The organism is Nocardia huaxiensis (genome assembly GCF_013744875.1).
Taxonomy (GTDB): domain Bacteria; phylum Actinomycetota; class Actinomycetes; order Mycobacteriales; family Mycobacteriaceae; genus Nocardia; species Nocardia huaxiensis.
This window is the reverse complement of the sequence record NZ_CP059399.1, coordinates 2,849,725-2,873,120: the sequence shown is the minus strand read 5'-3', so window position 1 is coordinate 2,873,120 and position 23,396 is coordinate 2,849,725. Positions and strand designations below refer to the sequence as shown.

Genomic DNA, 23,396 nt, shown 5'->3' with positions numbered 1-23,396 from the left:
GTGCAGCTCCTTGTCGTCGGCAGCGCCGGAATCACCTGCGCGGCAATGATTCCGGCGCGCACGGTGGTCAGGCCGAGAAGATCTCGCGCAGCATCTCCTCCTGCGCCTGCGACAGATTGGTGGCCAGCAGCTGCGCCTCCTGCCCGGGGAAGCGCTCGAGCACGCGGTCCGGGACGGCGTCGGAGGTGAGCACGAACAAAGCCGATGTGCCCTCGGTGATTTCGGCGCGCAGGCGGTTGATGAACTCGTCGTCGATGCCGACATCGCGCATGGCGCCGGTCATGGCGCCCAGGCCCGCGCCGATCGCCAGGCCAAGCAGTGGGATGAAGAAGATCAGCCCGAACAGCAGGCCCCAGAACGCGCCGCCCAGGGCGCCGATTCCGGTGAGTTTGCGCAATTGTTTGGTCTTGGGTTTCTTGGCGCCCTCGGGCCAGCTGACGATGGCGGCGTCGTGCACCGAGATCAGCTGTTCCTTCGCCAGTTCCTCCAGCGTCTCCACCGCGATTTCGGCGCCGTCGGGGGTGGGGAATTTCCAGACGGTCAGGGTTCCTGCCACGGGTCCTCCTCGAATCGGTCGAGCGGTTCGGTGTGCAGCGCCGAAGGTAGGACCCGGGACGTGGTGGACGGCTCACACGTTTCGGATGAAGCGCGCACGCCACGCCGGGCGCGGCGGTTACCGTGGATGAATGTCCACCCGTCTGGCGTGCGTGGTGTTCGATTCGGTCGAGCCCAGGACCGTGGCAGGTTTCTGGGCGGAATTGCTCGGCTGGGAGGTGACAGTCGACCGGCCGGGCCAGGTGGATGTGGCCGCGCCGGATCCGGACGGGCTGGATGTGGCCTTGACCTTCCTGCCCGCCCGGCATGCCGCGGCGGGGTCCGCCGGAACGGGTGGAGCGGCGAAGAACCGGATGCACCTGGATCTGTCGAGCCGCTCGCTCGATCATCAGCGCGTGCAGGTGGATCGGGCGCTCTCGCTCGGTGCGCGGCGGCTGGACATCGGCCAGAACGGGGTGCCGTGGACGGTGCTCGCGGATCCCGAGGGCAATGAATTCTGCGTGCTGGAACCGCGCGAGCACTATGTCGACACCGGAGCGGTGGCCGCGATCGTGGTGGATACCCAGGACCCGCTACGCCTGGCACGATTCTGGTCCGCGGCCTCCGGCTGGCCCGTCACCCATGACAGTGCCCGTTATGCCGGAATTCGTTCCGCCACCGGGCAGGGCCCGTGGCTGGAGTTCCTGCGCACCCCCGAGGCAATGGGGGAACGCAGTCGCCTGCATCTGGATCTCATCGCCTTCCCCAGCGATGATCCGGCCGAAGAGGCGGCTCGGCTGCAGGCCGCAGGAGCCTCGCCGATCAACCTCGCCCCGCCGCCGGCGCATGCTCCGGTGGTGGTGCTGGCCGATCCGGAAACCAATGAATTCTGTCTGCTGCGAGCGGCTTCCGACTGACTCGCAATCCCCCGTGCCACCTGAGTTCAGGCGGCGCCGCGGTCGTAACGACGGCGTTCGCGCGGCGAGAGCCCGCCCCAGATGCCGAAGCGCTGATCATGGCTCAGGGCGTAATCCAGGCACTCCTTCTTCACCTCGCAGGACCCGCAGATCCGCTTGGCCTCACGGGTCGACCCGCCCTTGTCCGGGAAGAAGGCCTCGGGATCGGTCTGGGTGCACAATGCGCGCTTGTGCCAGGCTTCGGGCTCGAACTCGTCGCGGCGCGCGATGGTTTCGAACATGGCATCGAAATTCGTGAAAAGCAGTTTCACTTCAAAGCACCCCTTCAATACGTCAGAAATTCGGTGACACGCGCGTACTGCTAGCGGTCGCCGACGGCGGCCAGCCGGGCCTGCTCGCCGGTGACGAAAACGCGGCGCGCGTGCACCGCGGCCGGAGCGGAGGACCAGGGCGCCAATGCCGTGGTGAACATGAGCTCGCACCAGGACAGCGCGGGAACCTCGCCGCCGGCCAGGGTATTGAGCAACGACAATTCGGAATCGCAATCGTTCCAGGCGGCGAACAGCCATGAGGCGTCGAGCCGGCCCAGAAATTCCTCGGCGTCTTCGGGAACGCCCAGCGGCGCGTCGACGGCCAGGTGAACGACGGCCGCGATGGCATGACGCATACGCGCATCCAAACCGACGCCGTCGTGCAGCAGGAGTCCCTCCAGAGATTCACGCAGACCCGCACCCTGATCCACGCGGAAGTCATTGCGACGAGCGGCGGTGGTGATGTCCAGCATTTCTTTCCTCCCAAGTGTTTGGCGCTTGTCCCAAAAACGCCACGGCCTGATTTAAATGCGCTCGACATCACGTTGTCCAGCTCGGGAGCTATCTGGAGCAAACCCCTAGCAGTACCGACACTGGCCAGTGTTGGTACTCATCGGGAACAGCACTGAAGCGTGCTCGGCACCGCTCCGGCAAACAATAGGAACCGGCCACTTCGTCGTTTACCGTTCTGACCATGCCTTACGTGCGATCAGGTTCAGCCACAGTCCATTTCGTCACCAGCGACATTTCCGGCCCGACACTTCTGCTCAGCCACGGATTTCTCATGGACGAGTCGATGTTCGAACCGATGCGCGAACCTCTGGCAGCGGCCGGTATCAATCTCGTAACGGTCGATGCGAGGTGCCACGGACGCACTCAGACACCGGAGGGCGAACAGTTCAGCTATTGGGATCTCGCGGCCGACGCATTCGCGGTCCTGGATCATCTGGGAATCGAACAAGCGGTAATCGGCGGAATGAGCCAGGGCGGATTCACCGCAATGCGCATGGCGCTCGCGGAACCGGAACGAGTACGCGGTCTGGCGCTGCTCGATACCGAGGGCGATGCCTGCACGCCCGCCGAATTGGCTTTCTACCGCACCTTTTTCGAGCGCTGGCTGAGTCCGGAGCCGATGGCGCCGCTGGTCGCCGAACTCGCGCCGCAGCTCATCGGCGGCACCGATCCGCGGCTGTGGCGGGTGTGGACCAGCCGCTGGTACGCCTCGGACCGCCAGGCCCTGGCCCCGGCCGCGCGGTGCCTGATGGACCGGCGCTCGGTGCTGCACCGGCTGCCCGAGATCACCGCGCCGGCGCTGATCGTGCGCGGCAGCCACGATGGCACCAGCACCGCGCAGAAGTCCGAGCTGCTGGCCGCCGGACTGCCCGGGGCGGCGGGGGTGGTGACCGTGCCCGGCGCGGGGCACGGGGCGGCCTGGACGCATCCGGATGTGGTGGCGCCGCTGTTGATCCGGCTGGTGCAGCGGGCGACGGCACGGCGCGACAACAGCCTGGCGCGGGCGCTGTCCGGCCCGTGGCTGAAGGGGCGCGGCGCGGGCGAGATCCAGATCGCCCGGTGAGATGGGCTGTGGCGGGACTCGATCGATCGGGCGGCCGCGTGCGAGCGCGCGGCCTATTCGTCCTGCGCGGCGTCGCGCAGGTGACCGGGATCGAGCGGTTCGCCGTCCTCGGAGCACCAGGACGGGATGCCGAGGAAGATCTGAATCTGATTGGGGTAGGCCGCGCAGAAGACGCTGAACATCTGGACCGCGATGGCGCGGCAGCGGCCGGAGATGGTGTCGTGCAGATGCATAGTGGCGCGGGGACGGCCGTAGGCGGCGATGCCTTCGTCCCACATTTCCCGGAAAAGCCCGAAACGTCCGAGTTCTGAGAGGTAATCCGCAGACCAGGCGGTGTCGCCGGAACCGGCGATCAAACCGCGCAGCCAGTGGATGGTGAGCCGGACTTCTTCCTCCCAGTCCAGCATGACTTCGCGCGCGGCCGGATTGCCGAGCAGCCAGCGCAGAATATTGACGTCTTCTTCCAGACCGGGGAAGGCCCGGGAGTAACTGGCGTTGCATGCCAGCACATTCCATCGGGTATCGACATAGGCGGCCAGATTGGGCTCGTGCAGATCCAGGGCGCGACGCATGTCGTCGGTGATTTCGTCGCGGAGTTGTTCCACCGTGGGGAATTCGCTGGTGCCCAGACCGGCCAGATCGAGCAGATGCCGGCGTTCGACGGTGGAAAGCGGATCTATTCGATCCAGGTATCGCAGCAGCGCATCGACCACTTCGCGGGTGGGATGGCCGCGATCGCCCTTCTCCAAATGACTGATATAGCTGGCGCTGACACCGGCGTTGAAGGCGAGACGTTCCCGGGAGACGCCGCGGGCGTCACGCAGCTTGCGCAGGAGCAGTCCGAAACTGGGCGGCCTCAACTCGTCCGGGTCTCTATTCGGCTTCACGATCAACGTCACGTCCGTTCCCTCTCCACAAACATTCAGCAACCGTCCCTCATCAGCCGGAGTGCAGGGTCCCGGTGAGTGGAACCCGGTTGCAGCGCCTCCTCTGAACCGCGCCGATTCGCCCAGGTACGCCGCCAGTTCTGGGTTCGGATACTGCCATACTGCATTGTGCACCAGTCCAAAACGTAACCATTTCTACTATGTGTCGCGACACATCGCATAGTCGCTTACAGCTGAGCAATTGCTTAGCAAGCCTCATTCGAAGTGACGCGGTCACCGGTTCACGGCCGGGAAACACCGAACCACTACGATCGGCAGACATGATCAACTGCGCGCCGGAGTTCGCCCTGTGACGACTGTCGACGCGATTGTGCTCGCGGGCGGGCGCGCCAGCCGCATGGGCGGCGTGGACAAGCCCGCCATCGTGGTGGGCGGGCAATCCATGCTGGATGCCGCGCTCGCCGCCGTCGCCGGGTGTGCGCGAACCGTCGTGGTGGGACCGCATCGGCCGGAATTGCCGGCGGAAATCCTTCAGGCACAGGAGATACCGGCCGGGGCGGGTCCGGTGTCGGCCATCGCAGCCGGTGTGGGCGTACTCGAGGGGTGTGAGTTTCCGGCCGGACTGATCGTGGTGCTGGCCGCGGACATGCCATTCCTGACCGCACACGCAGTGAACGAACTCCTTTCCAATGCAAGGGAATCCGGAAGCGACGCGGTATTCGCCGCGGATGAATCCGGGCGGCCGCAATATCTGGTCGGCGTATGGCGCCGCGCCGCGTTGTGCGAGGCGTTGAATCGACTGGAATCACTGGTGAATCGGCCGATGAAAGCTCTCGTTCCGGTCGATACCGTGACCGTGCGGCTGGCCGGAGTCGCCGACTGCGACACCCCCGACGATGTGCGCCACGCCCGCGCGGCCGCGGCCCGGTCGGCGGCGCCGCTGGGCCTGGCCGAGGCGCGAGAATTGCTCCGGCGGAACATTTCCCGGCTGCCCGCCCACCGGACCCCGGTGCGATCCGCGCGCGGGGCGGCGCTGGCCGAGCCGCTGCGCGCCGCCGAGGCGCTGCCGCGGTTCGACGTGTCGGCCATGGACGGGTACGCGGTCAGCGGGGACGGGCCGTGGCAGCTGCGCCGCGATATCGGTTTCGCGGGCGGGCAGCGGCCGGTGGGACTGCTCGACGGCGAGGCCGTGCGCATCGCGACGGGCGCGCATGTGCCCGACGGCACCAGCACGGTGGTGCGCGACGAATTCGTGGAGATCGCCGCCGACGGATCACTGCATCGCCTGCCGGACAGCCCGATTCGCGATGATGTGCGCCGCCGTGGCGAGGACTGGATGCCCGGTGACGAGCTCGCGCCCGCCGGGCGGCCGGTCACCCCCGCGCTGGTGTCGGTCGCGGCGTCGGCCGAGGTGAGCACCGTGACGGTGCGCGGCCCGGTGCGGGCGCGAATCGTCATGACCGGCGATGAGATTCGCAGCGACGGCCCGCTGTACGCGGGGCAGACAAGGGATTCCATCGGTCCGGTGCTGCCGGATCTGCTCGGCTGGTACGGCGTGGCCACGGTCGATCGAGTCCACCTGCGCGACACCGCGAATGCCTTCGACGAGGTGCTGGCCGCCGCCACCGACTGCGACCTGCTGGTCATCGTGGGCGCCACCGGCGGCGGCGCGGCCGATCAGCTGCGCGCCGCCCTCGACCGCGCACAGTCCCGCATGCTGGTGCACCGCCTGCGCCTGCGCCCCGGCGGCTCCACCGTGGTGGCCCAATTGGACTCCGGGCCCGCGGTTCTCGGCCTGCCCGGCAACCCCTACGCCGCCGTGGCCACCCTGCTGGCATTGATCCCCGCCCTGAAGGAGGGCCTCACCGGCGTTGACCAAACCCGCCCGCTGATCGGCCCGCTGGCCAACGCCGCCGAAATCGCCGGTCCCGTACCGCGAATCGTCCCGGCGCAGGCCCTGCCCGAGGGCGGCTGGCTCGGCGACGCCGCCCTGCGCACCGCCCACCTGGCCGGACTCCTCGACCGCGACGGCCTGGTGATCGTCCCCGCCGACGCCCCAGACGGCGCACCGGTCGAATTCATCCCCCTACGAGGCTGATTCATCCCGGGCCGCGATTCCGGCTCACAGCCACCACCGTCATTCCGGCGTGCTTTTGGCCGGAATCCACACTGGCCGTTCATGTGCCCGTCCGGGTGTATCCCGGCCGAAAACATGCCGGGACGACGAAGGCGGTCAGTCAGAATGGCGTGGGGCTCACAGCGCTTCGATGATCATGGCGTTGGCTTGGCCGCCGGATTCGCACATGGTTTGGAGGCCGTAGCGGGCGCCGCGGGCGCGCATGGCGTGGACGAGGGTGGCGGTGATGCGAACGCCGCTGGCGCCCAGCGGATGTCCGAGGGAGATGGCGCCGCCGTGGACATTGACCCTGGCGAGGTCGGCGCCGGTTTCCTGGGACCAGGCCAGGATGACGCTGGCGTAGGCCTCGTTCACCTCGATGAGGTCGATGTCGGACAGGCTCAGGCCGGATTGTTTCAGCGCGCGTTCGGTGGCGGGGATGACGGCGGTGAGCATGAGGAACGGGTCGTCGCCGACGGCGATGTGGGATCGGATGCGCGCCAAGGGCTTCAGACCCAGCTGCCGGGCGCGTTCACTGGTGGTGACCATGACCGCGGCGCTGCCGTCGCCGAGCTGGCTGGCATTGCCGGCCGTGATGCGCCATTGGATTTCGGGGAAGCGGCGGGCGATGGCCGGGTTGTGGAACGAGGCGGGCAGGGCGTTCAGCGCCTGCGCGGAACTCTCGTAGCGAATGCCCTCGTCGAACGCCAGATCGGCGATGGGACCGGTGAGTTCGGCGTCGAAGAGCCCGTTCTTGGTCGCCTCGGCGGCCCGCCGATGGCTCTCCAGCGCGTAGTCGTCGAGCTGGGCGCGGCTCAATCCCCATCGGGCGGTGATGAGTTCGGCGCTGATGCCCTGCCACGGCACGCCCTGCGGATAGCGTTCCATGAAGGCCGATCCGACCAGGTTGTCGGCGTCGAGCAGGCTGGTGCCCATGGGAATTCGGCTCACCGACTCCACACCGGTCGCGATCACCACGTCACAGTCCCCGGCGATCACGGCGTGCGCGGCGAAGCGCAGCGCCTGCTGACTGGCGCTGCACTGGCGGTCGATGGTGCTGGCGGCCACCGATTCCGGCAGCCCGGCGGCCAGGGCGGCGCGCCGGGTCATATTGGTGGCCTGCTCCCCCACCTGACTGACCACGCCGCCGATGACCTCGTCGACGCACGCCGGATCGATTCCGGTGCGCCGCACCACCGCTCGCAGGCTGTGCGCCATCAGATCGACGGGGTGCACGTGCTCCAGCGCTCCGCCCGGCTTGCCGCGGCCGATCGGTGACCGCACCGCGGCGACGATTACCGCATCCCGCATGACATTTCTTACTCCCGAACTAGTTTCCGAGCGTGACCGGCGGTGCGGCGAGCAGCCGCGCGCGCACCGACCGGCGGTCGACCTTCGAATTGGGCAGCAGCGGAAGGGTTTCGCCGACCACGATCCGCTTGGGCACGGCCGCACGACCCAGGCGTTCCCGGACCGTGGCGCACAGGGCCGCGGCATCGGCCGAACAGCCCGCGCGCGGAACGACATACGCGCCGACCTGCTCTCCCCATTCCGGATCGGGCAACCCCAGCACGACGGCGGAATCCACCGAATCCATTGCGCCGAGCGCCTGTTCGACCGCGAGCGCGGACACCTTCACACCGCCGGTATTGATCAGATCGTCGAGGCGGCCGGTGGGCACGAGCAGCCCGTCGGCCCAATGGCCGCGATCCGCCGTCCGATACCAGCGCTGCCCGTCCTCGGTGTAGAACTGTCCGGCCTCGCCCGCCGCCGCGTCCAGGTAGCCGTCGGCGAGCACGTCCCCGCCGAGGTGAATCACGCCGTCCGCCACCCGGACTCGCACGCCGTCGAGCGGCAGGCCGTCGTAGACGCAGCCGCCGCAGGTCTCGGTCATGCCGTAGGTGACCACCGCGCCGGTGATCTCGCGCAGACGCCGGTCGCTGTCCGGGTCCAGGGGCGCGCCACCGATCAGTACCCGGTCGTAGCGGGCCAGTGCGGCCCGGCCCGCCGGGTCGCCGAGCAGCCGCTTCACCTGGGTGGGCACCAGCGAGGTGTAGCGCGGGCCCGCGCCGAGCCGGCGCGTGGCGGCCGCGAAGCCGGCGGCGTCGAACGGCCCGCTGCCCAGGGCCAGCACCCGGGTGCCACCGAGCACGGCCCGCGAGACCACCTGGAATCCGGCCACGAAACCGGCTGGGAGACAGAGCAACCAGTCACCGGCCCCGCCGAGCCGTGCGGAGGAGGCGCGCGCCGAGGCCCGCAATGCGCTGCGCGACAGCATGGTTCGCTTGGGGACTCCGCTGGAACCGGAGGTGGACAACACCACCGCCGTGCTGCCGGGCACGGTCTCCGGCAACCCCTGTCCCTGCTCCGCGCTGGTGAGCGGGGCAATGGCGCGGCCGTCCCGGTGGATCCGTTCGATTTCGCGTTGCAGCAGATCGACGGCCTGTTCGGGGTCCGCGGGCAGCACCACGGGCCGCAGCGGAACGGCGGGAACGGCGGTAGTCAGCACTGTTCGACTCTACGTGCGATCACCGGTGCGGCAACCCGGCAGCGATCTTCACCACACCCCGTTGACGGCGAGCTCACTCACCCGGGCAGACCCAGGACCATGACGACCTGACCGGGGTGAACAGCGTTCTGCAGCCGACCGGCCTGGGCGACGATCCGGCGCCGCAGGCCGGTCGCGGGATTGCGCAGATGCATGGTCCACACGTGCGGGGCGAACTCCACGCCGCCTTCGGCCCAGGCTTGCCGGAATGCCGGGAATTCGCCCAGTTCGCGCAGCAGATCCAGGAAACCGTCGGTATTGCCGGAGCGGCCGATGAGCCCGCGCATCCAGTAGACCGTCCGGCGCACATCGGCTTCCCAATTGACGAGCACCCGCGCGGCCATGTCGCTGCTGAAGAACCAGCGCAGCATATTGCCGTCCAGGGTGGCGCCGGGAAACGCGGCGTCCCAACTGTCGTTGCAGGCCAGCAGATTTCCCCGGATATCGACATAGGCGGCCAAATTCGGGCCGTGCATGTCGAGCACCCGGCGCATTTCGGTGGTGACGGCGGCCCGCAGCTCCGACACTTCCGGGAACTCACCGGTATCGAGTCCGGCGAGGTCGATCAACTGCCGGTGATCGGAGCTGGAGAGGGGCATGAGCCGGTCCAGATATCGGCTCAGCGCCTCCACCACCTCGCGGGTCGGGTTGCCGCGGTCGCCTTTCTCCAAATGCGTGATGTAACTTGCGCTCACCCCGGCATTGAAGGCCAGGCGCTCCCGGGAAACGCCCCGCTGATCGCGCAGGCGGCGCAGCAGGTTGCCGAAAGTAGGGGCCTCGAGTTCGCCGGAATACGGTCCGCATCCCACATCGGCGACCACCACAGTCCTCCTTGCCGGTGCCCTATCGAGTTCATCCTTCCGGTGAATGCTCCCACGGAAGATCGGATGAACCCGCACGCTGAACTGTTCCTGTTTGTATCAGTGCGTAATCCTGTCAGGGATGGTTCGGCGCGGCGAGCCGGGTGAATTACCTGGTTGACGACCGGACCGAACGGTATCTGCACCGGTCCGGGCCGTATGCCAGGAGGTAGCGCGATTATGCTCCGACCGCGACCCGAGCGGAAGTATCGACGCGAATCCGCGCCGGATCGGGAATGGGAACGGCCGCGAGCAGCCGCCGGGTGTAATCCTGGGCGGGATTACCGAAAACCTTTTCCACCGTTCCGGTTTCGACGATCGTCCCCTGGCGCAACACCACCACGCGATCGGAGACCCGATTCACCACGGCCAGATCGTGACTGATGAACAGGCAGGCGAATCCGTATTCGGCGCGCAGATCCGCGAACAGCTCCAGCACCTGCGCCTGCACCGAAACATCCAGGGCGCTGGTCGGTTCGTCGGCCACCAGCAGCCGCGGGGCGAGCGCGAGGGCGCGCGCCAGGGCGACACGCTGACGCTGACCGCCCGACAGCTCACCCGGCCGCCGCGTGGCGTAGGAGCGCGGCAGACGCACGGATTCGAGCAGATCGCCGACCTTGGCGCGCAGCAGCGCACCGGAGGCGGCCCGGTGCACCAGCAGTGGTTCACCGATCGAATCCGCCAGGGAGCGGCGCGGATCCAGTGAGGCGGTGGCGTCCTGATGCACCAGGGCCACCTGCCTGCGCAGACCGCGCAGCTCTCGCCGGGACAGCCCGGTGAGCGGAACGCCCTGCAGCACCACCTCTCCCGCCGTGGCGGGAATCAAGCCGAGGGCGGTGCGGCCGAGTGTGCTCTTGCCCGAACCGGATTCGCCGACCAGGCCGACCACCTCACGGGCGGCCAGGCTGAGCGACACCTGGTGCAGGGCCTGGAAGTCGCGGCCGCGCCTGCGGTAGACGACATCGAGGTCGGTTATGCGCAGGACGTCCGCGTCGTCATCCCGGCGTGCACCACCTTCGTCATCCCGGCGTGCTTTTGGCCGGGATCCATCGCCCGTGGTGGATTCCGGCCACAAGCGCGCCGGAATGACGGGGGGACTGGGCACGGACGTCACGGATACCTGTTCCCGTACCGATTCCGGTTCGGGCTCGGGGAGTTTCGGGACGGCCGCCAGCAGGGTGCGGGTGTAGTCCTCGCGCGGTGTGGCGAACAGGTCCCGTACGGGCTGGTCCTCGACCACCCTGCCCGCGTTCATCACGACCACGCGGTCGGCGATCTCGGCGACCACGCCCAGGTTGTGGGTGATGAACAGGATGGCGGTTCCCTTGCGGCGCTGGAGTTCTCGCAGCAGGTCCAAGATCTCCGCCTGCACGGTGACATCGAGCGCCGTGGTGGGCTCGTCGGCGATGAGCAGGTCCGGTTCACCCGACAGGGCCAGCGCGATGACCACGCGCTGCTTCTGGCCGCCGGACAGTTGGTGCGGATACCAGTCGAGTCGCTGCTCCGCTTCCGGGATGTCGACCAGCGTCAGCAGTTCGATGGCGCGAGTTCGCGCGTCTGCCTTGCTGATCGGGCCGTGCGCGCGCAGCGCCTGCGCGATCTGGGTGCCGATGCGCTGCACCGGGTTCAGCGCGGTGTGTGGTTCCTGGAACACCATGGCGGCGCGGGTACCGCGCAGCACCCGCAGCTCGTCATCCGGCATTCCGGCAATTTCGGTGCCGCCCAGCCGAATCGACCCGTGTGCGTGCGTGCCGTCGGGCAGCAGTCCCAGCACGGCGCGGGCGGTCAGCGACTTGCCGGAGCCGGATTCGCCCACCAGCGCGACGGTTTCGCCGCGACCGACGCGCAGGTGCACGCCGTCGACCACCGTGCGGTCGCCGAAACGCACCACCAGCTCCGCGATTTCGAGCAGGGGACCTGTGTACTCGCTCATCCGATCCTCCGGGCACGGCCCAGAGCCTGGGCGATCAACAGGAATCCGAGGGTGAGGCCGGAGACCACCAGCAGCGGTCCGACCGCGAACGCCGGATTGGCGTCCAGATCGGCGATCGAGTCGGCGATGATCGACCCCAGTGACGGGTCCGGCGGGCGCACCCCGATGCCGATGAAACTCATGGCCGCCTCCACGAACACCGCCAGCGACAACGACAGCGACAGCTGTACGGTCAGCGGCTCGATCACATTGGGCAGCACATGTTTCCGCAGGGTCCACCAGGTGCCGGCGCCGATCACCTCGGCCGCCTCCACGAACGCCTGCTCGCGCACGGCCAGGATGGCGGTGCGGATCTGGCGGCCGAAGATGGGGATCTCCGCGGCCACGATCACGATGATCACCGCGTGCGCGCCCGGGCCCGTGACGGCGGCCAGGGCAATGGCGAAGATCAGTGTCGGGAAGGCCAGGATCAGATCGAACAGTCGCTGGGTGATCACATCGGTGACGGTGTTCACGCTCGCGAGCAGCCCTGCCAGGGAGCCGATCACCGCGCCCAGCGGCACCGCCACGAACGCGATCAGCAGGCTGGAGCGAATGCCGTAGAGCACCCGTGAGAACAGATCGCGATTGAGATTGTCGGTGCCCAGCCAGTGCTCCCCGCTCGCACCGAGCAGGTTGGCGCCCGGAATCTGGGTCAGCGGATCATATTTCGCGAGCACGCCCGCGGCCAGCCCGGACCCCGCGATGATCACGATCAGCACGAGCCCGGCCGAACCCTGCCCCCTGCGCAGGGCCCGCCACAGCGGGTTTTCCGGATTCGGCTCGCGCTCACCGATTTTCGCTGTATCGACGGCCGCCTGGTCGCGCACGATCTCGCTCATGCCTTGCCTCCGAGACGGATTCGCGGATCGAGGTAGGCATGCACGAGATCGGTGAGCAGCTGGATGGCCACGAACACCACGACCGAGAACAGCAGCAGCGCCTGCACCACCGGATAGTCGCGGCGGTTGATGCCCTGTTCGATGAGCTGTCCGATACCCGGCCACGCGAAGGCGGCTTCGACCAGCACCGCGCCGCCCAGCAGATGCCCGGTTTGGATGCCGAGCACGGTGAGCAGGGTCGGCAGCGCATTGCGCAGCGCGCCGCGCGTGACGATCTGCCGATGTGAGATGCCCAGGGCCCGTGCGGTCAGCACGTAGGGCTTACGCAGTTCGGTGCGCAGCGCCTCGGTGAGGAAGCGGGTGAGCGCCGCCGTCACCGGCAACGCCAGGCAGACCGACGGCAGCAGCAGGTATTGCACGGCGATATCCGGGTGCGCCACGAACCCGTCCGGCGGGACGCCGCCCGCGGGCAGAATCGGGATGGCGACGGCGAACACCAGCACCAGCAGCACGCCGGTGACGAAGGTCGGGATCGCGACGGCGACCGTATTCGCCGCGGCCACGATCGCATTCAGCCACGGCCTGTTCCACAGGACGGCGGAGATGCTCACCGCCAGGCTCACCACCACCGCGAGCAACAGCGCGGACCCGGTGAGCACCAGGGTGTTGGTGAGCCCACGCCCGACCAGGTCGGAGATTTGGCCGCCGATGATGTAGGACCGGCCGAGGTCGCCGGTGACCACGCCCCTCAGCCAGGTGAGGTACTGGGCCGGAATGGACCGGTCCAATCCGAGCTGATGTCGAATGGCCGCAATGGTTTCCGGTGTGGCGTCGGGTCCGGCCAGGGTGCTCGCCGGATCGCCGGGCACCAGCCGCAGCAGCAGGAAGATCAGCACCGACGCGCCGAACAGCACCGCCAGCGCGGAGGGCACGCGCCTGAGCAGGTACCCGCTCATGCTGCGCCGTTTCGGGCATGAGCGGAGCGCTGCGTGGTTACGCTCCGCTGCCGACTACGCGCTTGACCGCTCATGCCAGGAACGCCTCCGTGAAGACGGTCTCCCGGCGCTTGGTCCAGTCGAATCCGTGAAGTGTGGTGCCGGCTGCGGCCTGGGCGTAACGCACGCCGATCTCGATGAGGAACAGCCCGTCGAGGAGTTGATCGCTGAGCGCCTGGTAGGCCCGCTGCGCGTCCGGCCCGGTGGACTGCGGCAGCTTCCACGCCGCGTCGGCGACCTTCACGTAATCGGGAGATTCGTAGCGGGAGGCATTCTTTCGCGCGTTGAACGGGTAGGCGCTCACGGTGAGCGTGGACGGCACGAACTGCGCCCACGAGTGGTCGGTGATCCACAGGCCCGGGAACTGCGCGCCGATGAGCTGTTTGATGAAGGTGCCGTTGTCGGTCGGCACCAACTCCACCTCGAGGCCGATCTCGGCGAGGTTGGCCTGCACGATCTGCGCGGTGGCCGCGTAGGTCGCCAGTGCGGTGTTGTAGGCCAGTGGCAGCTTGCCGGGCTTGGGCAGGGTGGACAGGATCTGCTCGGCCTTGGCCACATCTCGCGAGTATCGCGTGTTGCGGGCGTCGTCGAAGGCCGGAGAACCTTTGGGCCACGGCACATTCAGCGGATATCCGGCTCCCCGGAACACCTCGCTGATAATGCGCTCGCGGTCCAGTGCGTAGGCGATGGCCTGCCGCACCCGCACATCGGCCAGGGTCGGATCCTGCACATTGGCGCCGACGTACAGCTGCAGTTCCGCGCCCTCGTAGACGATGGTCTTGAAACCGGCTGTCTTGGCGAGGTTTTCGTTGTCGCGGTAGCTGACGCCATCGGCCAGCTGGATCTGCCCGGACTTCAGGGCGTTCAATTGCGCCTGATTGTCGGAGATGACGGTGAGTTCCACCCGGTCCAGGTACGGCCGCTCCGGCACCCAGTAGTGCTCGTTGCGCTCGAAGACCAACTGCGAGTTGGGAATCCGGCTGGTGAACCGGAACGGCCCGGTGCCGATGATCTTGTCGCCGGTGGCCAGCTGGTCGATGGATTCGCTGTCCAGAATCGGCACCGTGTCGAGCAGATCGAACAGGTTGCCGAGCGGGTGCGCGAACGTCAGCGTGATCTTGTGGGGATCGCTGGTGTCGAAACCGGTGACGGCCGCCGCCGTGCTCTTCAACTGCGCCGACCATTTCGGATCGGCGTACTGCCGCAGCGAGAATTCGACGTCCTCGGAGGTGAAGGCCCGCCCGCTGTGGAACTTCACATCATCGCGCAGGTGCAGCGTGATCGATTGCCCGTCCGGCGCGAGAGTCCAGCTCTTCGCCAGGCTCGGTTGCGGTTCCAGCCTGTCGTGCGGGTACCGCACCAGCGTCTCGAACACGAGCCCGATCACATACGGCGTGGTGCCGGTATTGGTGAGGATATTGGCCGGAATGAGGTCCACATTCACGCCGTACTTCAGTGTGCCGCCGCGCACCGGCTGCGCGTTGTCGTCCCCGCCGCCCTTCTGCTGGTTCACCGCCGAGGTGCAGGCGGCCAGCGCCGCGCCGCCGACGATGGCGGCCGCGACAATGCCGGAGTTGCGCAGGAAATGGCGGCGGCCTAGACCGCCGGGGGACGAATTCATCTGGAACACCTCGAAATACGTGCCGTCGGGACGGCGGAGTGCGCGGACGGCACCGGGAGACTTTGAGTAGCGGCGACGCTAACAGCCGGTGCGGGCCCGGACAGCGGTTGTACGCAGCGTGCGTGAAACCCTGGAAAGAATCGTTTTCGGGCTCTTCGCTGGGAGAATGCCAGTCCCGTCCCATGCCCGCGGCTACGAGAACTTCACCGGCGCGCTCGGCCGCACCACCGCCGAGTCCACACCCGAGTGGGTGTATCCGCCGGCCGCCCCCGCCGGGGCGCCCAATATCGTCGTGGTGCTGGTGGACGATATGGGCTACAGCGATATCGGGCCGTTCGGCTCCGAGATCGAGACGCCGACGCTGGATCGACTGGCGGCGAATGGCTTGCGGCTCACCAACTTTCACACCACGCCGCTGTGCTCGCCGTCGCGGGCGGCGCTGTTGACCGGAATCAATTCGCACCGTGCGGGATTCGGCTTCGTGGCCAATGCCGATCCGGGATATCCGGGGTTGCGGCTGGAATTGGCCGACGATGTGCTGACCCTGCCGGAGATCCTGCGCGCCAATGGATATGCCACCTACGCCGTCGGCAAGTGGCATCTGGTGCGGGATGCCACGCTGCATCCGGCGGCCAATCGCGATTCGTGGCCGACACAGCGCGGATTCGACCGGTACTACGGGTCGCTGGAGGGGTTGAACTCCTTCTACTACCCGAACCAGCTCGTCTCCGATGCCTCGGCGGTCGAGTTCGACGAGTACCCGGAGGGCTATTACCTCACCGACGACTACACCGACAAAGCGGTCGGGTACCTCAAGGAATTGCGCGCGCACGACGCGTCCAAGCCGTTCTTCCTGTACTTCGCGCACACCGCCATGCACGGGCCGCTCCAGGCCAAGCCGGATGATCTGGCCAAGTATCGGGGCCGGTACCGGGAGGGCTGGGATCGATTGCGGCAGAGCCGGTTCGGCTCACAGCTCGCGCAGGGCCTGTTCCCGCCCGGCACCGGGCAGAAGCCGCGCAATACCGAACCGGGTTACGAAGCGCAGGAGTGGGATTCGCTCACCCCCGAACAGCAGTCTCGCTTCGAGCGATACATGGAGGTGTACGCGGCCATGGTCGACAGCATCGACCAGAGCCTGGGCCACATTGTCGACACCCTCGAGCAGTTCGGCGAACTCGACAACACCATCATCGTGTTCACCTCCGACAACGGCGGCACCGCCGAGGGCGGCCCGGAGGGCACCCGCACCTACTTCGCGCAGTTCGCTCAGGTGGACGAGCCCGACTGGGAGCGCGACGTCCCGCACGACGACGAACTCATCGGCACCGCGAAGCTCGGTGTGCACTATCCGCGCGGCTGGGGTCAAGCCTCCAATACACCTTTTCGGTTCTACAAGGGCCAGACCTTCGCGGGCGGCGTCCGTGTCCCGTTCGTCCTTTCCTGGCCTGCGGGACTCCCTCGCACCGAGGGCGACACCGGCATCCGCCGGGAATACATCTACGTGACCGACCTGGCGCCGACTCTCCTGGAGCTGGCCGGCCTGTCGCGCCCCACCGTACGTAATGGTTTGCCCGCCAAAGATTTCGACGGAATATCCGCCGTGGATGTTCTCCGTGATCCGGCCGCCGAATCCCGGCATGTCGAGCAGTACTCGGAAATGACCGGCCACCGCGGCTTCTACCGCGACGGCTGGAAACTCCTGGCCCTGCACGACCCCGCCCGCGACATCGACGACCCGCACTGGCAGCTCTTCGACGTCCGCACCGACCCCACCGAACTACACGACCGCTCCGGGGAGTACCCGGAAAAAGTCGCCGAACTCGCCGCGGCCTGGGACGAAGCCGCCTGGCACAACACCGTTTTCCCCCTCATCACCCGTAAGGACCTCGCGCGACGCCGCCCCGAGGAGTCCCACTTCACCGACGAGGTCCGCATCCTCCCCGGCACCCCCACCCTCGAGCGCTACCGCTCCCAACGCCTGATCGCCTACCGCGACTTCACCATCGCGGTCGAACTCGAGGGTTACCGCCCCGGCGACGAAGGCGTCCTCGTCGCCCACGGCGACCCCCTCGGCGGCTACCTCCTCTACATCGAAAACGACCACCTCCACTTCGGCTACAACGCCTACGGCCGCTTCACCACCCTCGACGCCGGCCCCGTCCCCGAAGCCACTCGCCGCCTGACCCTCTCCGCCACAGTCCGCCCCCACCTCCGCTGGGACTTCACCCTGACCATCGACGCCATCCCCGCCGCCACCCTCCCCAATCAGGTTCAACTCGTGGGCATGTCCCCCTGGACCGGCATCTCCATCGGTCTCGACGCCCGCGGCCCCGTCGACTGGGACCTCCGCGACCGCCGCGGCGTCTTCCGCTACACCGGCGCGCTCCGCGCAGTCACCTACTCCCCCGGCGCGATCGGCGTCCCGGAGGAAACCCGGCAGACCCTCGATTCGGAGGCCGAACTCATCGCCGAATAACACACCTGGCGAACATCACTCCACGTCGAGATCCAACTCGGCCCAGGTGATCTCGGCCTTCAACGGATCGATGACAGACACCGCGGCAACCGGGTCCTTGGAACGCAGGGCGGTATCTTCGGTGACGTAGGCGCCGCCACTGGTCAACCGAAGTCGCTCGATCGAAACCACCGGTCCGTCATCATTGGCCATCCGCACGATCCAATAGTGCGGAATGCCGAGCCGCGCATACAGCGCCCGCTTCTCGATGCAGTCGGCAGTCACGGTGGACGGCGAGACGACCTCGACGACGAGGAGCGCGTCACCCGCTGTCGGCTTACGCCCCCATTTCTCGCGAGGGTCGTCGATGCAGCGGTAGACGATCGCATCCGGCCGCCGGAAACTGAACGGCACCTCCGATACGAGCATGTCCACTTCGCGGCTGGCCCGCACACAAGGTTCGAACGGTGCGCGCTCCCGGATCGCTCGCCGCAACCCCTGTTCGATCGCCGAGGTCACCGCGATGTGGTTCGGCGACGGCGACTCACAGTGCACGAGCATGCCGTCCTTCACCTCGATGGCACGCGAAAGGTCCGCAGGCATGTCGAGATACATGTCCAGGTCGATCACCGGGATGGGATGGCGCATCCAGGACCAGTCGTACGCCTCGCTCATAGAAGTCAGCGTAGTGTCTGCACTACACCGAATCGCGTGTTCCCGCCCATGTGTGTGCGGTGGACATTGCCATGATCATTCTGTGCATGCGGGGTAGCGCCGATCGGTGGTTCACTCGGCCTCGTCGAGGGGTTCAGGGTGGGAGCTTTGCCGGGGAATTCGGGGATCGATGTGCGAAAGCGGCTGTGATGAACTAGTTTTCACACGGCCGTCAGGCCAGAATCTCGAAACTCCGGGGGGAGCGAGCGTGCTAGAGCTCGATCATTTCAGTTATGGGTGGTTCACGCCGGCGCTGGCGTACGCGGTATCGGTGGTGGGGTCGATGCTGGGGTTGCGGTGTGCGGCCTATGCCAGGGCGGCGGCGAAACCGGACGGGTGGCTGATCGCGGGGGCCGTGGCCTTGGGCGGTGCGGGCATCTGGGTCATGCATTTCACCGCCATGCTGGGGTTCTCCATTCATGACGCCACCATTCGCTTCGACGGGGTGGTCACGCTGCTGAGCGCCGGGGTGGCGATCGTGGTGGTGTGGATCGGGTTGTCGGTCGCGGTGCGCGGCACCCGCAAGGCGGTGGCACTGCCGCTGGGCGGGCTGGTGACCGGATTCGGCGTGGCCGCCATGCACTACCTGGGCATGTACGCCATGAACACCAACGCGCACATCGAATACCACTTGCCGCTGGTGGCGCTGTCCCTGCTCATCGCGGTCGTGGCGGCGACCGCGGCCCTGTGGTTCGCCGTCACCGTCCGCGGGCTGCTCGCCAGTTTCGGAGCCGCCCTCGTCATGGGCCTGGCTGTATGCGGCATGCACTACATGGGCATGGCATCCATGCGGGCGCATCGCATGCACGACTGGACGCCGCCGCAGGGGTCCGACGGCATGCAGTTGGTGACGCCGCTGTTCATGACGGTCACCATCGTGATGATGGTGTTGATCCTCGTGGTCGGGCTGGCCGAGGTGGACGAACGCAGTAATCGATCAGCAAACTGAATTGCCGGAGAGTTACGCAGGTCACTCCGAGACCGGTAAGCGATAGCCGGTTTGGCGGAAAAGCGCGTACAGCGGCCCTTCCGAATTGTGTTAACAAATGTAAACCCGCGAAGAACCAGCCGTTTCCAAAGCTTCACCGGGAGCTTCCCGAAACCTCCACGGCACGACCGGATTCGAGCAATTCGACCATATTCCCGCAGGTCGTACCGTATTGTGACCTGCACTGCCGCTATCCCCCAGTGACCGTCACGTTGCGCTGACCTCACAGCTCACAACGGGGCCAGGCGCACTGTGAGAGAATCGTTTTGACGCCCGCTGCGACGTCTTTACAGTCGACGCAGCAGCCCGGTTTTTCTCACCCGATGGGGGCGTCATGGCAAACTTGCAAACGGGATCCTCATCCGCAGATGCGCTGCTTCGGCTGGGAAAATACTTCAATCGCGGTGATGTGTCCGCGGATATGCGCACCCTGCACAAAGTGGGTGGCCGCAGCGCCGACGAGTTCTACCGCGACCGCTGGGCCCACGACAAGGTGGTGCGCTCCACGCACGGCGTGAACTGCACCGGATCGTGCTCGTGGAAGATCTACGTCTCCGACGGCGTGATCACCTGGGAATCGCAGCAGACCGACTACCCGTCCGTCGGCGCCGACAAGCCCGAGTACGAACCGCGCGGCTGCCCGCGTGGCGCGTCGTTCTCCTGGTACACCTACTCGCCGGCGCGCATCCGCTACCCCTACGTGCGTGGCGCGCTGCTGGAGATGTACCGCGAGGCCAAGACCCGGCTCAAGGATCCGGTGCTGGCCTGGGAGTCCATTGTCGAGAACCCGGAGCAGGCCAAGACCTACAAGCAGGCCCGCGGCAAGGGCGGCTTCGTGCGCGCCGAATGGTGGGAAGCCGCCGAAATCGCCGCTGCCGCACACGTTTACACCATCAAGCAGTACGGTCCGGACCGGGTGGCGGGCTTCTCGCCGATCCCGGCCATGTCGATGGTCTCGCATGCCGTCGGCGCCCGGTTCATTTCGCTCATCGGCGGCTCCATGCTGTCGTTCTACGACTGGTACGCCGACCTGCCCGTGGCGAGCCCGCAGGTGTTCGGCGACCAGACCGACGTCCCGGAATCCGCCGACTGGTTCGACGCCGGCTACCTCATCATGTGGGGCTCCAACGTCCCGGTCACGCGAACCCCGGACGCGCACTACATGACCGAGGCCCGCTACCGCGGCCAGAAGGTCGTCGTGGTGTCCCCCGACTACGCCGACAACACCAAGTTCGCCGACGAATGGGTGCCCGCCCGTCCCGGCACCGACGCCGCGCTGGCCATGGCCATGGGTCATGTGGTGCTGAAGGAATTCTTCGTCGACAAGACCACCGAATACTTCGACGACTACATCAAGCGCTACACCGACCTGCCGTACCTGGTCGTGCTCGACGAGCAGGACGGCGGCTGGAGCGCCGAGGGCGAATACCGCGGGCACATCTTCCAGCCCGGCAAATTCCTCACCGCCGCCGACCTCGGAATCGAGGGCGAGGGCGTCGAATTCCAGACCGTTCTGCTCGACCAGGACGGAAACCCGCAGGTGCCCAATGGTTCTCTGGGCCACCGCTTCACCGAGGCGGGCAAGGGCAACTGGAACCTGGATCTGGGGGACGTCGATCCCCTGCTGACCCTGCACGGTCGCACCGAAGATGCTGCGGCCGTGCAGTTCCCCCGCTTCGACGGGCCCGCCGCGGAGGTCCTCACCCGCGGCGTGCCGACCACCGTCGTCGCGGGTAAACGTGTGACGACCGTGTTCGACCTGCTGCTGGCGCAGTACGGCGTGGCGCGGTCCGGGCTGCCCGGCAGCTGGCCCACCGGCTACGACGACGCCAACGAGCCGTACACGCCCGCCTGGCAGGAGGCCATCACCGGCGTCCCCGCCAAGCAGGCCGAGCGCATCGCGCGCGAATTCGCCGACAACGCCATGCGTTCCAAGGGCCGGTCCATGATCCTCATGGGCGCGGGCACCAACCACTGGTTCCACTCGGATCAGATCTACCGCTCGTTCTTCACGCTGACGCTGCTCACCGGCTGCCAGGGCGTGAACGGCGGCGGCTGGGCGCACTACGTGGGCCAGGAGAAGTGCCGTCCGGTAACCGGCTGGGCCACACTGGCTTTCGCCTCCGACTGGCAGCGCCCGCCGCGCCAGATGCAGGGCACCGTGTTCTGGTACCTGACCAACGATCAGTGGCGCTACGACCCGTTCACCTCCGACACCTTCTCCTCGCCGCTGGGCAAGGGACAGTTCGCCGGGCGCACGGCGGCCGACAATATCGCGCTCGCAACGCGTTTGGGCTGGATGCCGTCGTACCCGACGCTGAACAAGAACCCCCTCGACATCGTCGACGAGGCGGAAGCCGCGGGCAAGGCTCCCGCGGATTACGTTGTGGACGGCTTGAAGTCGGGCGACCTGCGCTTCGCCTGTGAGGACCCGGACGCCCCGGAGAACTTCCCGCGCGTGCTCACCGTGTGGCGCGCCAACCTGCTCGGCTCCTCCGGCAAGGGCAACGAGTACTTCCACAAGCATCTCCTCGGCGCGGACTCCAACCTGCAGACCGGCGAGGCCACCGGCGTGCGCCCGCAGGAACTGGAATGGCGCGACGAAGCCGCCACCGGCAAGCTGGATCTGCTTCTCTCCCTGGACTTCCGGATGACCAGCACCACGCTGTTCTCCGATATCGTGCTGCCCGCCGCCACCTGGTACGAGAAGCACGACCTGTCCTCCACCGACATGCACCCGTTCGTGCACGCCTTCACCCCGGCCATCTCCCCGCCGTGGGAGGCGCGCACCGACTTCGAGGCGTTCCACCGCATCGCCCGCGGCTTCTCCTGGATGGCGGAGAAGCACCTCGGCAAGCGCAAGGACTTGGTCGCGGTGCCGCTGCAGCACGACAGCGCGGATGCCCTGGCGCAGGCCGGCGGCAAGGTGCTCGACTGGAAATACGGTGAGTGCGAACCGATTCCGGGCAAGACCATGCCGAAGCTGGTGGTCGTGGAACGCGACTTCCCGGCCGTCGCCGAGAAGATGGCCGCACTCGGGCCGCTGGTGGAAACCCTCGGCGTGACCACCAAGGCCGTCACCACCATTCCCGACGCCGAGGTGGAATACCTCAGGGGCGTCAACGGCACCGTGGTTTCCGGTGTGGCACAGGGCCGTCCGTCGCTGGCCAAGGACACCCACGCCGCCGAGACGATTCTCGCGCTGTCCGGCACCACCAACGGCCGGCTCGCGGTGGAGGGCTTCCACGAGCTGGAGAAGCGCACCGGAACCCAGCTCGCCGACCTGGCCGCCGAAGCCGAGGGCAAGCGAATCACCTTCGCCGACACCCAGGCTCGGCCGGTGCCGGTCATCACCTCGCCGGAATGGTCGGGCAGTGAATCCGGCGGCCGCCGGTACTCGCCGTTCACCATCAATGTGGAGCGCAAGAAGCCCTGGCACACGCTGACCGGGCGGCAGCACTTCTACCTCGATCACGACTGGATGGCAGAACTCGGCGAGCAGTTGCCGATCTACCGTCCGCCGCTGGACATGTCGGCGCTCTTCAGTGAGCCCGGGGTCGGCACTGTCGGCGACAACGGCGTCACCGTGCGCTACCTGACCCCGCACTCCAAGTGGTCCATCCACTCCGCCTACCAGGACAACCTGCACATGCTGACGCTCTCGCGCGGCGGTCAGGCCATCTGGATGTCGGAGAAGGACGCCGCGAAAATCGGTGTGGCCGATAATGATTGGATCGAGGCGATCAACCGCAACGGCATTGTCGTGGCGCGCGCCATCGTCTCGCACCGCATGCCCGAGGGCACCGTGTTCATGTACCACGCGCAGGACCGCGCCGTGGCCGTGCCGCGCATCGAAGGCGCGGACGACACCAAGGCGGGCAAGGGCAAACGCGGCGGCATCCACAATGCGCTGACCCGCATCATGATCAAGCCCTCGCACCTGATCGGTGGTTACGCCCAGCAGTCCTTCGCGCTGAACTACCACGGCCCCACCGGAAATCAGCGTGACGAAGTGACAACCATTCGTAAGCGTTCGCAGGAAGTCGAGTACTGATCA

18 protein-coding genes are annotated in these 23,396 nt (G+C 67.2%); 6 read left to right on the top strand and 12 right to left on the bottom strand.

The window, feature by feature from the left end; translation table 11 throughout:
* Positions 1 to 67 precede the first annotated feature (67 nt).
* Entirely contained in the window at positions 68 to 556 is a 489-nt protein-coding gene (locus H0264_RS12820) for a DUF1269 domain-containing protein (RefSeq protein WP_181584162.1), read from the bottom strand.
* Between the two features lie 130 nt (positions 557 to 686).
* On the opposite strand from H0264_RS12820, the gene H0264_RS12815 reads away from it, so the two are divergent.
* The gene (locus tag H0264_RS12815) at positions 687 to 1,451 is read left to right on the top strand and encodes a VOC family protein (protein ID WP_181584161.1); all 765 of its coding nucleotides are present in this window, start codon (positions 687 to 689) and stop codon (positions 1,449 to 1,451) included.
* Between the two features lie 26 nt (positions 1,452 to 1,477).
* On the opposite strand, the gene H0264_RS12810 is transcribed toward H0264_RS12815, so the two are convergent.
* Entirely contained in the window at positions 1,478 to 1,732 is a 255-nt protein-coding gene (locus tag H0264_RS12810) for a WhiB family transcriptional regulator (protein ID WP_181585502.1), read from the bottom strand.
* Positions 1,733 to 1,812: 80 nt separating this feature from the next.
* Complete coding sequence (locus tag H0264_RS12805) at positions 1,813 to 2,235, bottom strand: hypothetical protein (RefSeq protein ID WP_181584160.1); 423 nt, start codon at positions 2,233 to 2,235, stop codon at positions 1,813 to 1,815.
* 221 nt (positions 2,236 to 2,456) lie between these two features.
* Between H0264_RS12805 and H0264_RS12800 the strand changes: the two genes are divergently transcribed.
* Positions 2,457 to 3,338, top strand: a complete 882-nt coding sequence (locus H0264_RS12800; RefSeq protein ID WP_181584159.1) for an alpha/beta fold hydrolase — start codon at positions 2,457 to 2,459, stop codon at positions 3,336 to 3,338.
* Positions 3,339 to 3,391: 53 nt separating this feature from the next.
* Here H0264_RS12800 and H0264_RS12795 read toward each other — a convergent pair whose 3' ends face one another.
* Entirely contained in the window at positions 3,392 to 4,237 is an 846-nt protein-coding gene (locus H0264_RS12795) for a helix-turn-helix transcriptional regulator (protein ID WP_181584158.1), read from the bottom strand.
* Between the two features lie 337 nt (positions 4,238 to 4,574).
* Here H0264_RS12795 and H0264_RS12790 point away from each other — a divergent pair, with 337 nt between their 5' ends.
* Positions 4,575 to 6,323, top strand: coding sequence for an NTP transferase domain-containing protein (locus H0264_RS12790; protein ID WP_181584157.1), 1,749 nt, complete (start codon positions 4,575 to 4,577; stop codon positions 6,321 to 6,323).
* Between the two features lie 156 nt (positions 6,324 to 6,479).
* On the opposite strand, the gene H0264_RS12785 is transcribed toward H0264_RS12790, so the two are convergent.
* The 7 genes from H0264_RS12785 to H0264_RS12755 all read right to left on the bottom strand — a co-directional run bounded on the left by H0264_RS12785 (position 6,480) and on the right by H0264_RS12755 (position 15,179).
* Entirely contained in the window at positions 6,480 to 7,652 is a 1,173-nt protein-coding gene (locus H0264_RS12785) for a thiolase family protein (RefSeq protein WP_181584156.1), read from the bottom strand.
* Between the two features lie 19 nt (positions 7,653 to 7,671).
* Positions 7,672 to 8,850 carry an AMP-binding protein gene (locus tag H0264_RS12780; protein WP_181584155.1) on the bottom strand — a complete coding sequence of 393 codons (1,179 nt, stop codon included), beginning with the start codon at positions 8,848 to 8,850 and terminating at the stop codon, positions 7,672 to 7,674.
* A 77-nt stretch (positions 8,851 to 8,927) separates the two neighbouring features.
* A complete protein-coding gene (locus H0264_RS12775) occupies positions 8,928 to 9,710 on the bottom strand; it encodes a helix-turn-helix domain-containing protein (RefSeq protein WP_181584154.1) in 783 nt (260 codons plus the stop codon).
* Positions 9,711 to 9,927: 217 nt separating this feature from the next.
* A complete protein-coding gene (locus H0264_RS12770) occupies positions 9,928 to 11,682 on the bottom strand; it encodes a dipeptide ABC transporter ATP-binding protein (protein ID WP_181584153.1) in 1,755 nt (584 codons plus the stop codon).
* Positions 11,679 to 12,563, bottom strand: coding sequence for an ABC transporter permease (locus tag H0264_RS12765; RefSeq protein WP_181584152.1), 885 nt, complete (start codon positions 12,561 to 12,563; stop codon positions 11,679 to 11,681). Before H0264_RS12765 ends, H0264_RS12770 begins: the two co-directional genes overlap by 4 nt.
* The gene (locus H0264_RS12760) at positions 12,560 to 13,519 is read right to left on the bottom strand and encodes an ABC transporter permease (protein ID WP_181584151.1); all 960 of its coding nucleotides are present in this window, start codon (positions 13,517 to 13,519) and stop codon (positions 12,560 to 12,562) included. The genes H0264_RS12765 and H0264_RS12760 overlap by 4 nt, the downstream gene beginning before the upstream one ends.
* 70 nt (positions 13,520 to 13,589) lie before the next feature.
* Positions 13,590 to 15,179, bottom strand: coding sequence for an ABC transporter substrate-binding protein (locus tag H0264_RS12755; RefSeq protein WP_181584150.1), 1,590 nt, complete (start codon positions 15,177 to 15,179; stop codon positions 13,590 to 13,592).
* Between the two features lie 166 nt (positions 15,180 to 15,345).
* Here H0264_RS12755 and H0264_RS12750 point away from each other — a divergent pair, with 166 nt between their 5' ends.
* Entirely contained in the window at positions 15,346 to 17,658 is a 2,313-nt protein-coding gene (locus tag H0264_RS12750) for an arylsulfatase (protein ID WP_181584149.1), read from the top strand.
* 15 nt (positions 17,659 to 17,673) lie between these two features.
* On the opposite strand, the gene H0264_RS12745 is transcribed toward H0264_RS12750, so the two are convergent.
* On the bottom strand, positions 17,674 to 18,312 hold the full coding sequence (locus H0264_RS12745; RefSeq protein WP_181584148.1) for a Uma2 family endonuclease: 639 nt from the start codon (positions 18,310 to 18,312) through the stop codon (positions 17,674 to 17,676).
* Between the two features lie 247 nt (positions 18,313 to 18,559).
* On the opposite strand from H0264_RS12745, the gene H0264_RS12740 reads away from it, so the two are divergent.
* Both H0264_RS12740 and H0264_RS12735 read left to right on the top strand, forming a co-directional pair.
* Entirely contained in the window at positions 18,560 to 19,300 is a 741-nt protein-coding gene (locus H0264_RS12740) for an MHYT domain-containing protein (protein ID WP_181584147.1), read from the top strand.
* Between the two features lie 373 nt (positions 19,301 to 19,673).
* Positions 19,674 to 23,393 carry a nitrate reductase subunit alpha gene (locus H0264_RS12735; RefSeq protein ID WP_181584146.1) on the top strand — a complete coding sequence of 1,240 codons (3,720 nt, stop codon included), beginning with the start codon at positions 19,674 to 19,676 and terminating at the stop codon, positions 23,391 to 23,393.
* Positions 23,394 to 23,396: the final 3 nt, after the last annotated feature.

Bases quoted from the DNA above. Each gene is read 5' to 3' on its own strand.
- H0264_RS12760 (WP_181584151.1), bottom strand. From the start codon at position 13,519: ATGAGCGGGTACCTGCTCAGGCGCGTGCCCTCCGCGCTGGCGGTGCTG.
- H0264_RS12815 (WP_181584161.1), top strand. From the start codon at position 687: ATGTCCACCCGTCTGGCGTGCGTGGTGTTCGATTCGGTCGAGCCCAGG.
- H0264_RS12800 (WP_181584159.1), top strand. From the start codon at position 2,457: ATGCCTTACGTGCGATCAGGTTCAGCCACAGTCCATTTCGTCACCAGC.
- H0264_RS12745 (WP_181584148.1), bottom strand. From the start codon at position 18,312: ATGAGCGAGGCGTACGACTGGTCCTGGATGCGCCATCCCATCCCGGTG.
- H0264_RS12810 (WP_181585502.1), bottom strand. From the start codon at position 1,732: ATGTTCGAAACCATCGCGCGCCGCGACGAGTTCGAGCCCGAAGCCTGG.
- H0264_RS12785 (WP_181584156.1), bottom strand. From the start codon at position 7,652: ATGCGGGATGCGGTAATCGTCGCCGCGGTGCGGTCACCGATCGGCCGC.
- H0264_RS12755 (WP_181584150.1), bottom strand. From the start codon at position 15,179: ATGAATTCGTCCCCCGGCGGTCTAGGCCGCCGCCATTTCCTGCGCAAC.
- H0264_RS12770 (WP_181584153.1), bottom strand. From the start codon at position 11,682: ATGAGCGAGTACACAGGTCCCCTGCTCGAAATCGCGGAGCTGGTGGTG.
- H0264_RS12735 (WP_181584146.1), top strand. From the start codon at position 19,674: ATGGCAAACTTGCAAACGGGATCCTCATCCGCAGATGCGCTGCTTCGG.
- H0264_RS12750 (WP_181584149.1), top strand. From the start codon at position 15,346: ATGCCAGTCCCGTCCCATGCCCGCGGCTACGAGAACTTCACCGGCGCG.
- H0264_RS12765 (WP_181584152.1), bottom strand. From the start codon at position 12,563: ATGAGCGAGATCGTGCGCGACCAGGCGGCCGTCGATACAGCGAAAATC.
- H0264_RS12805 (WP_181584160.1), bottom strand. From the start codon at position 2,235: ATGCTGGACATCACCACCGCCGCTCGTCGCAATGACTTCCGCGTGGAT.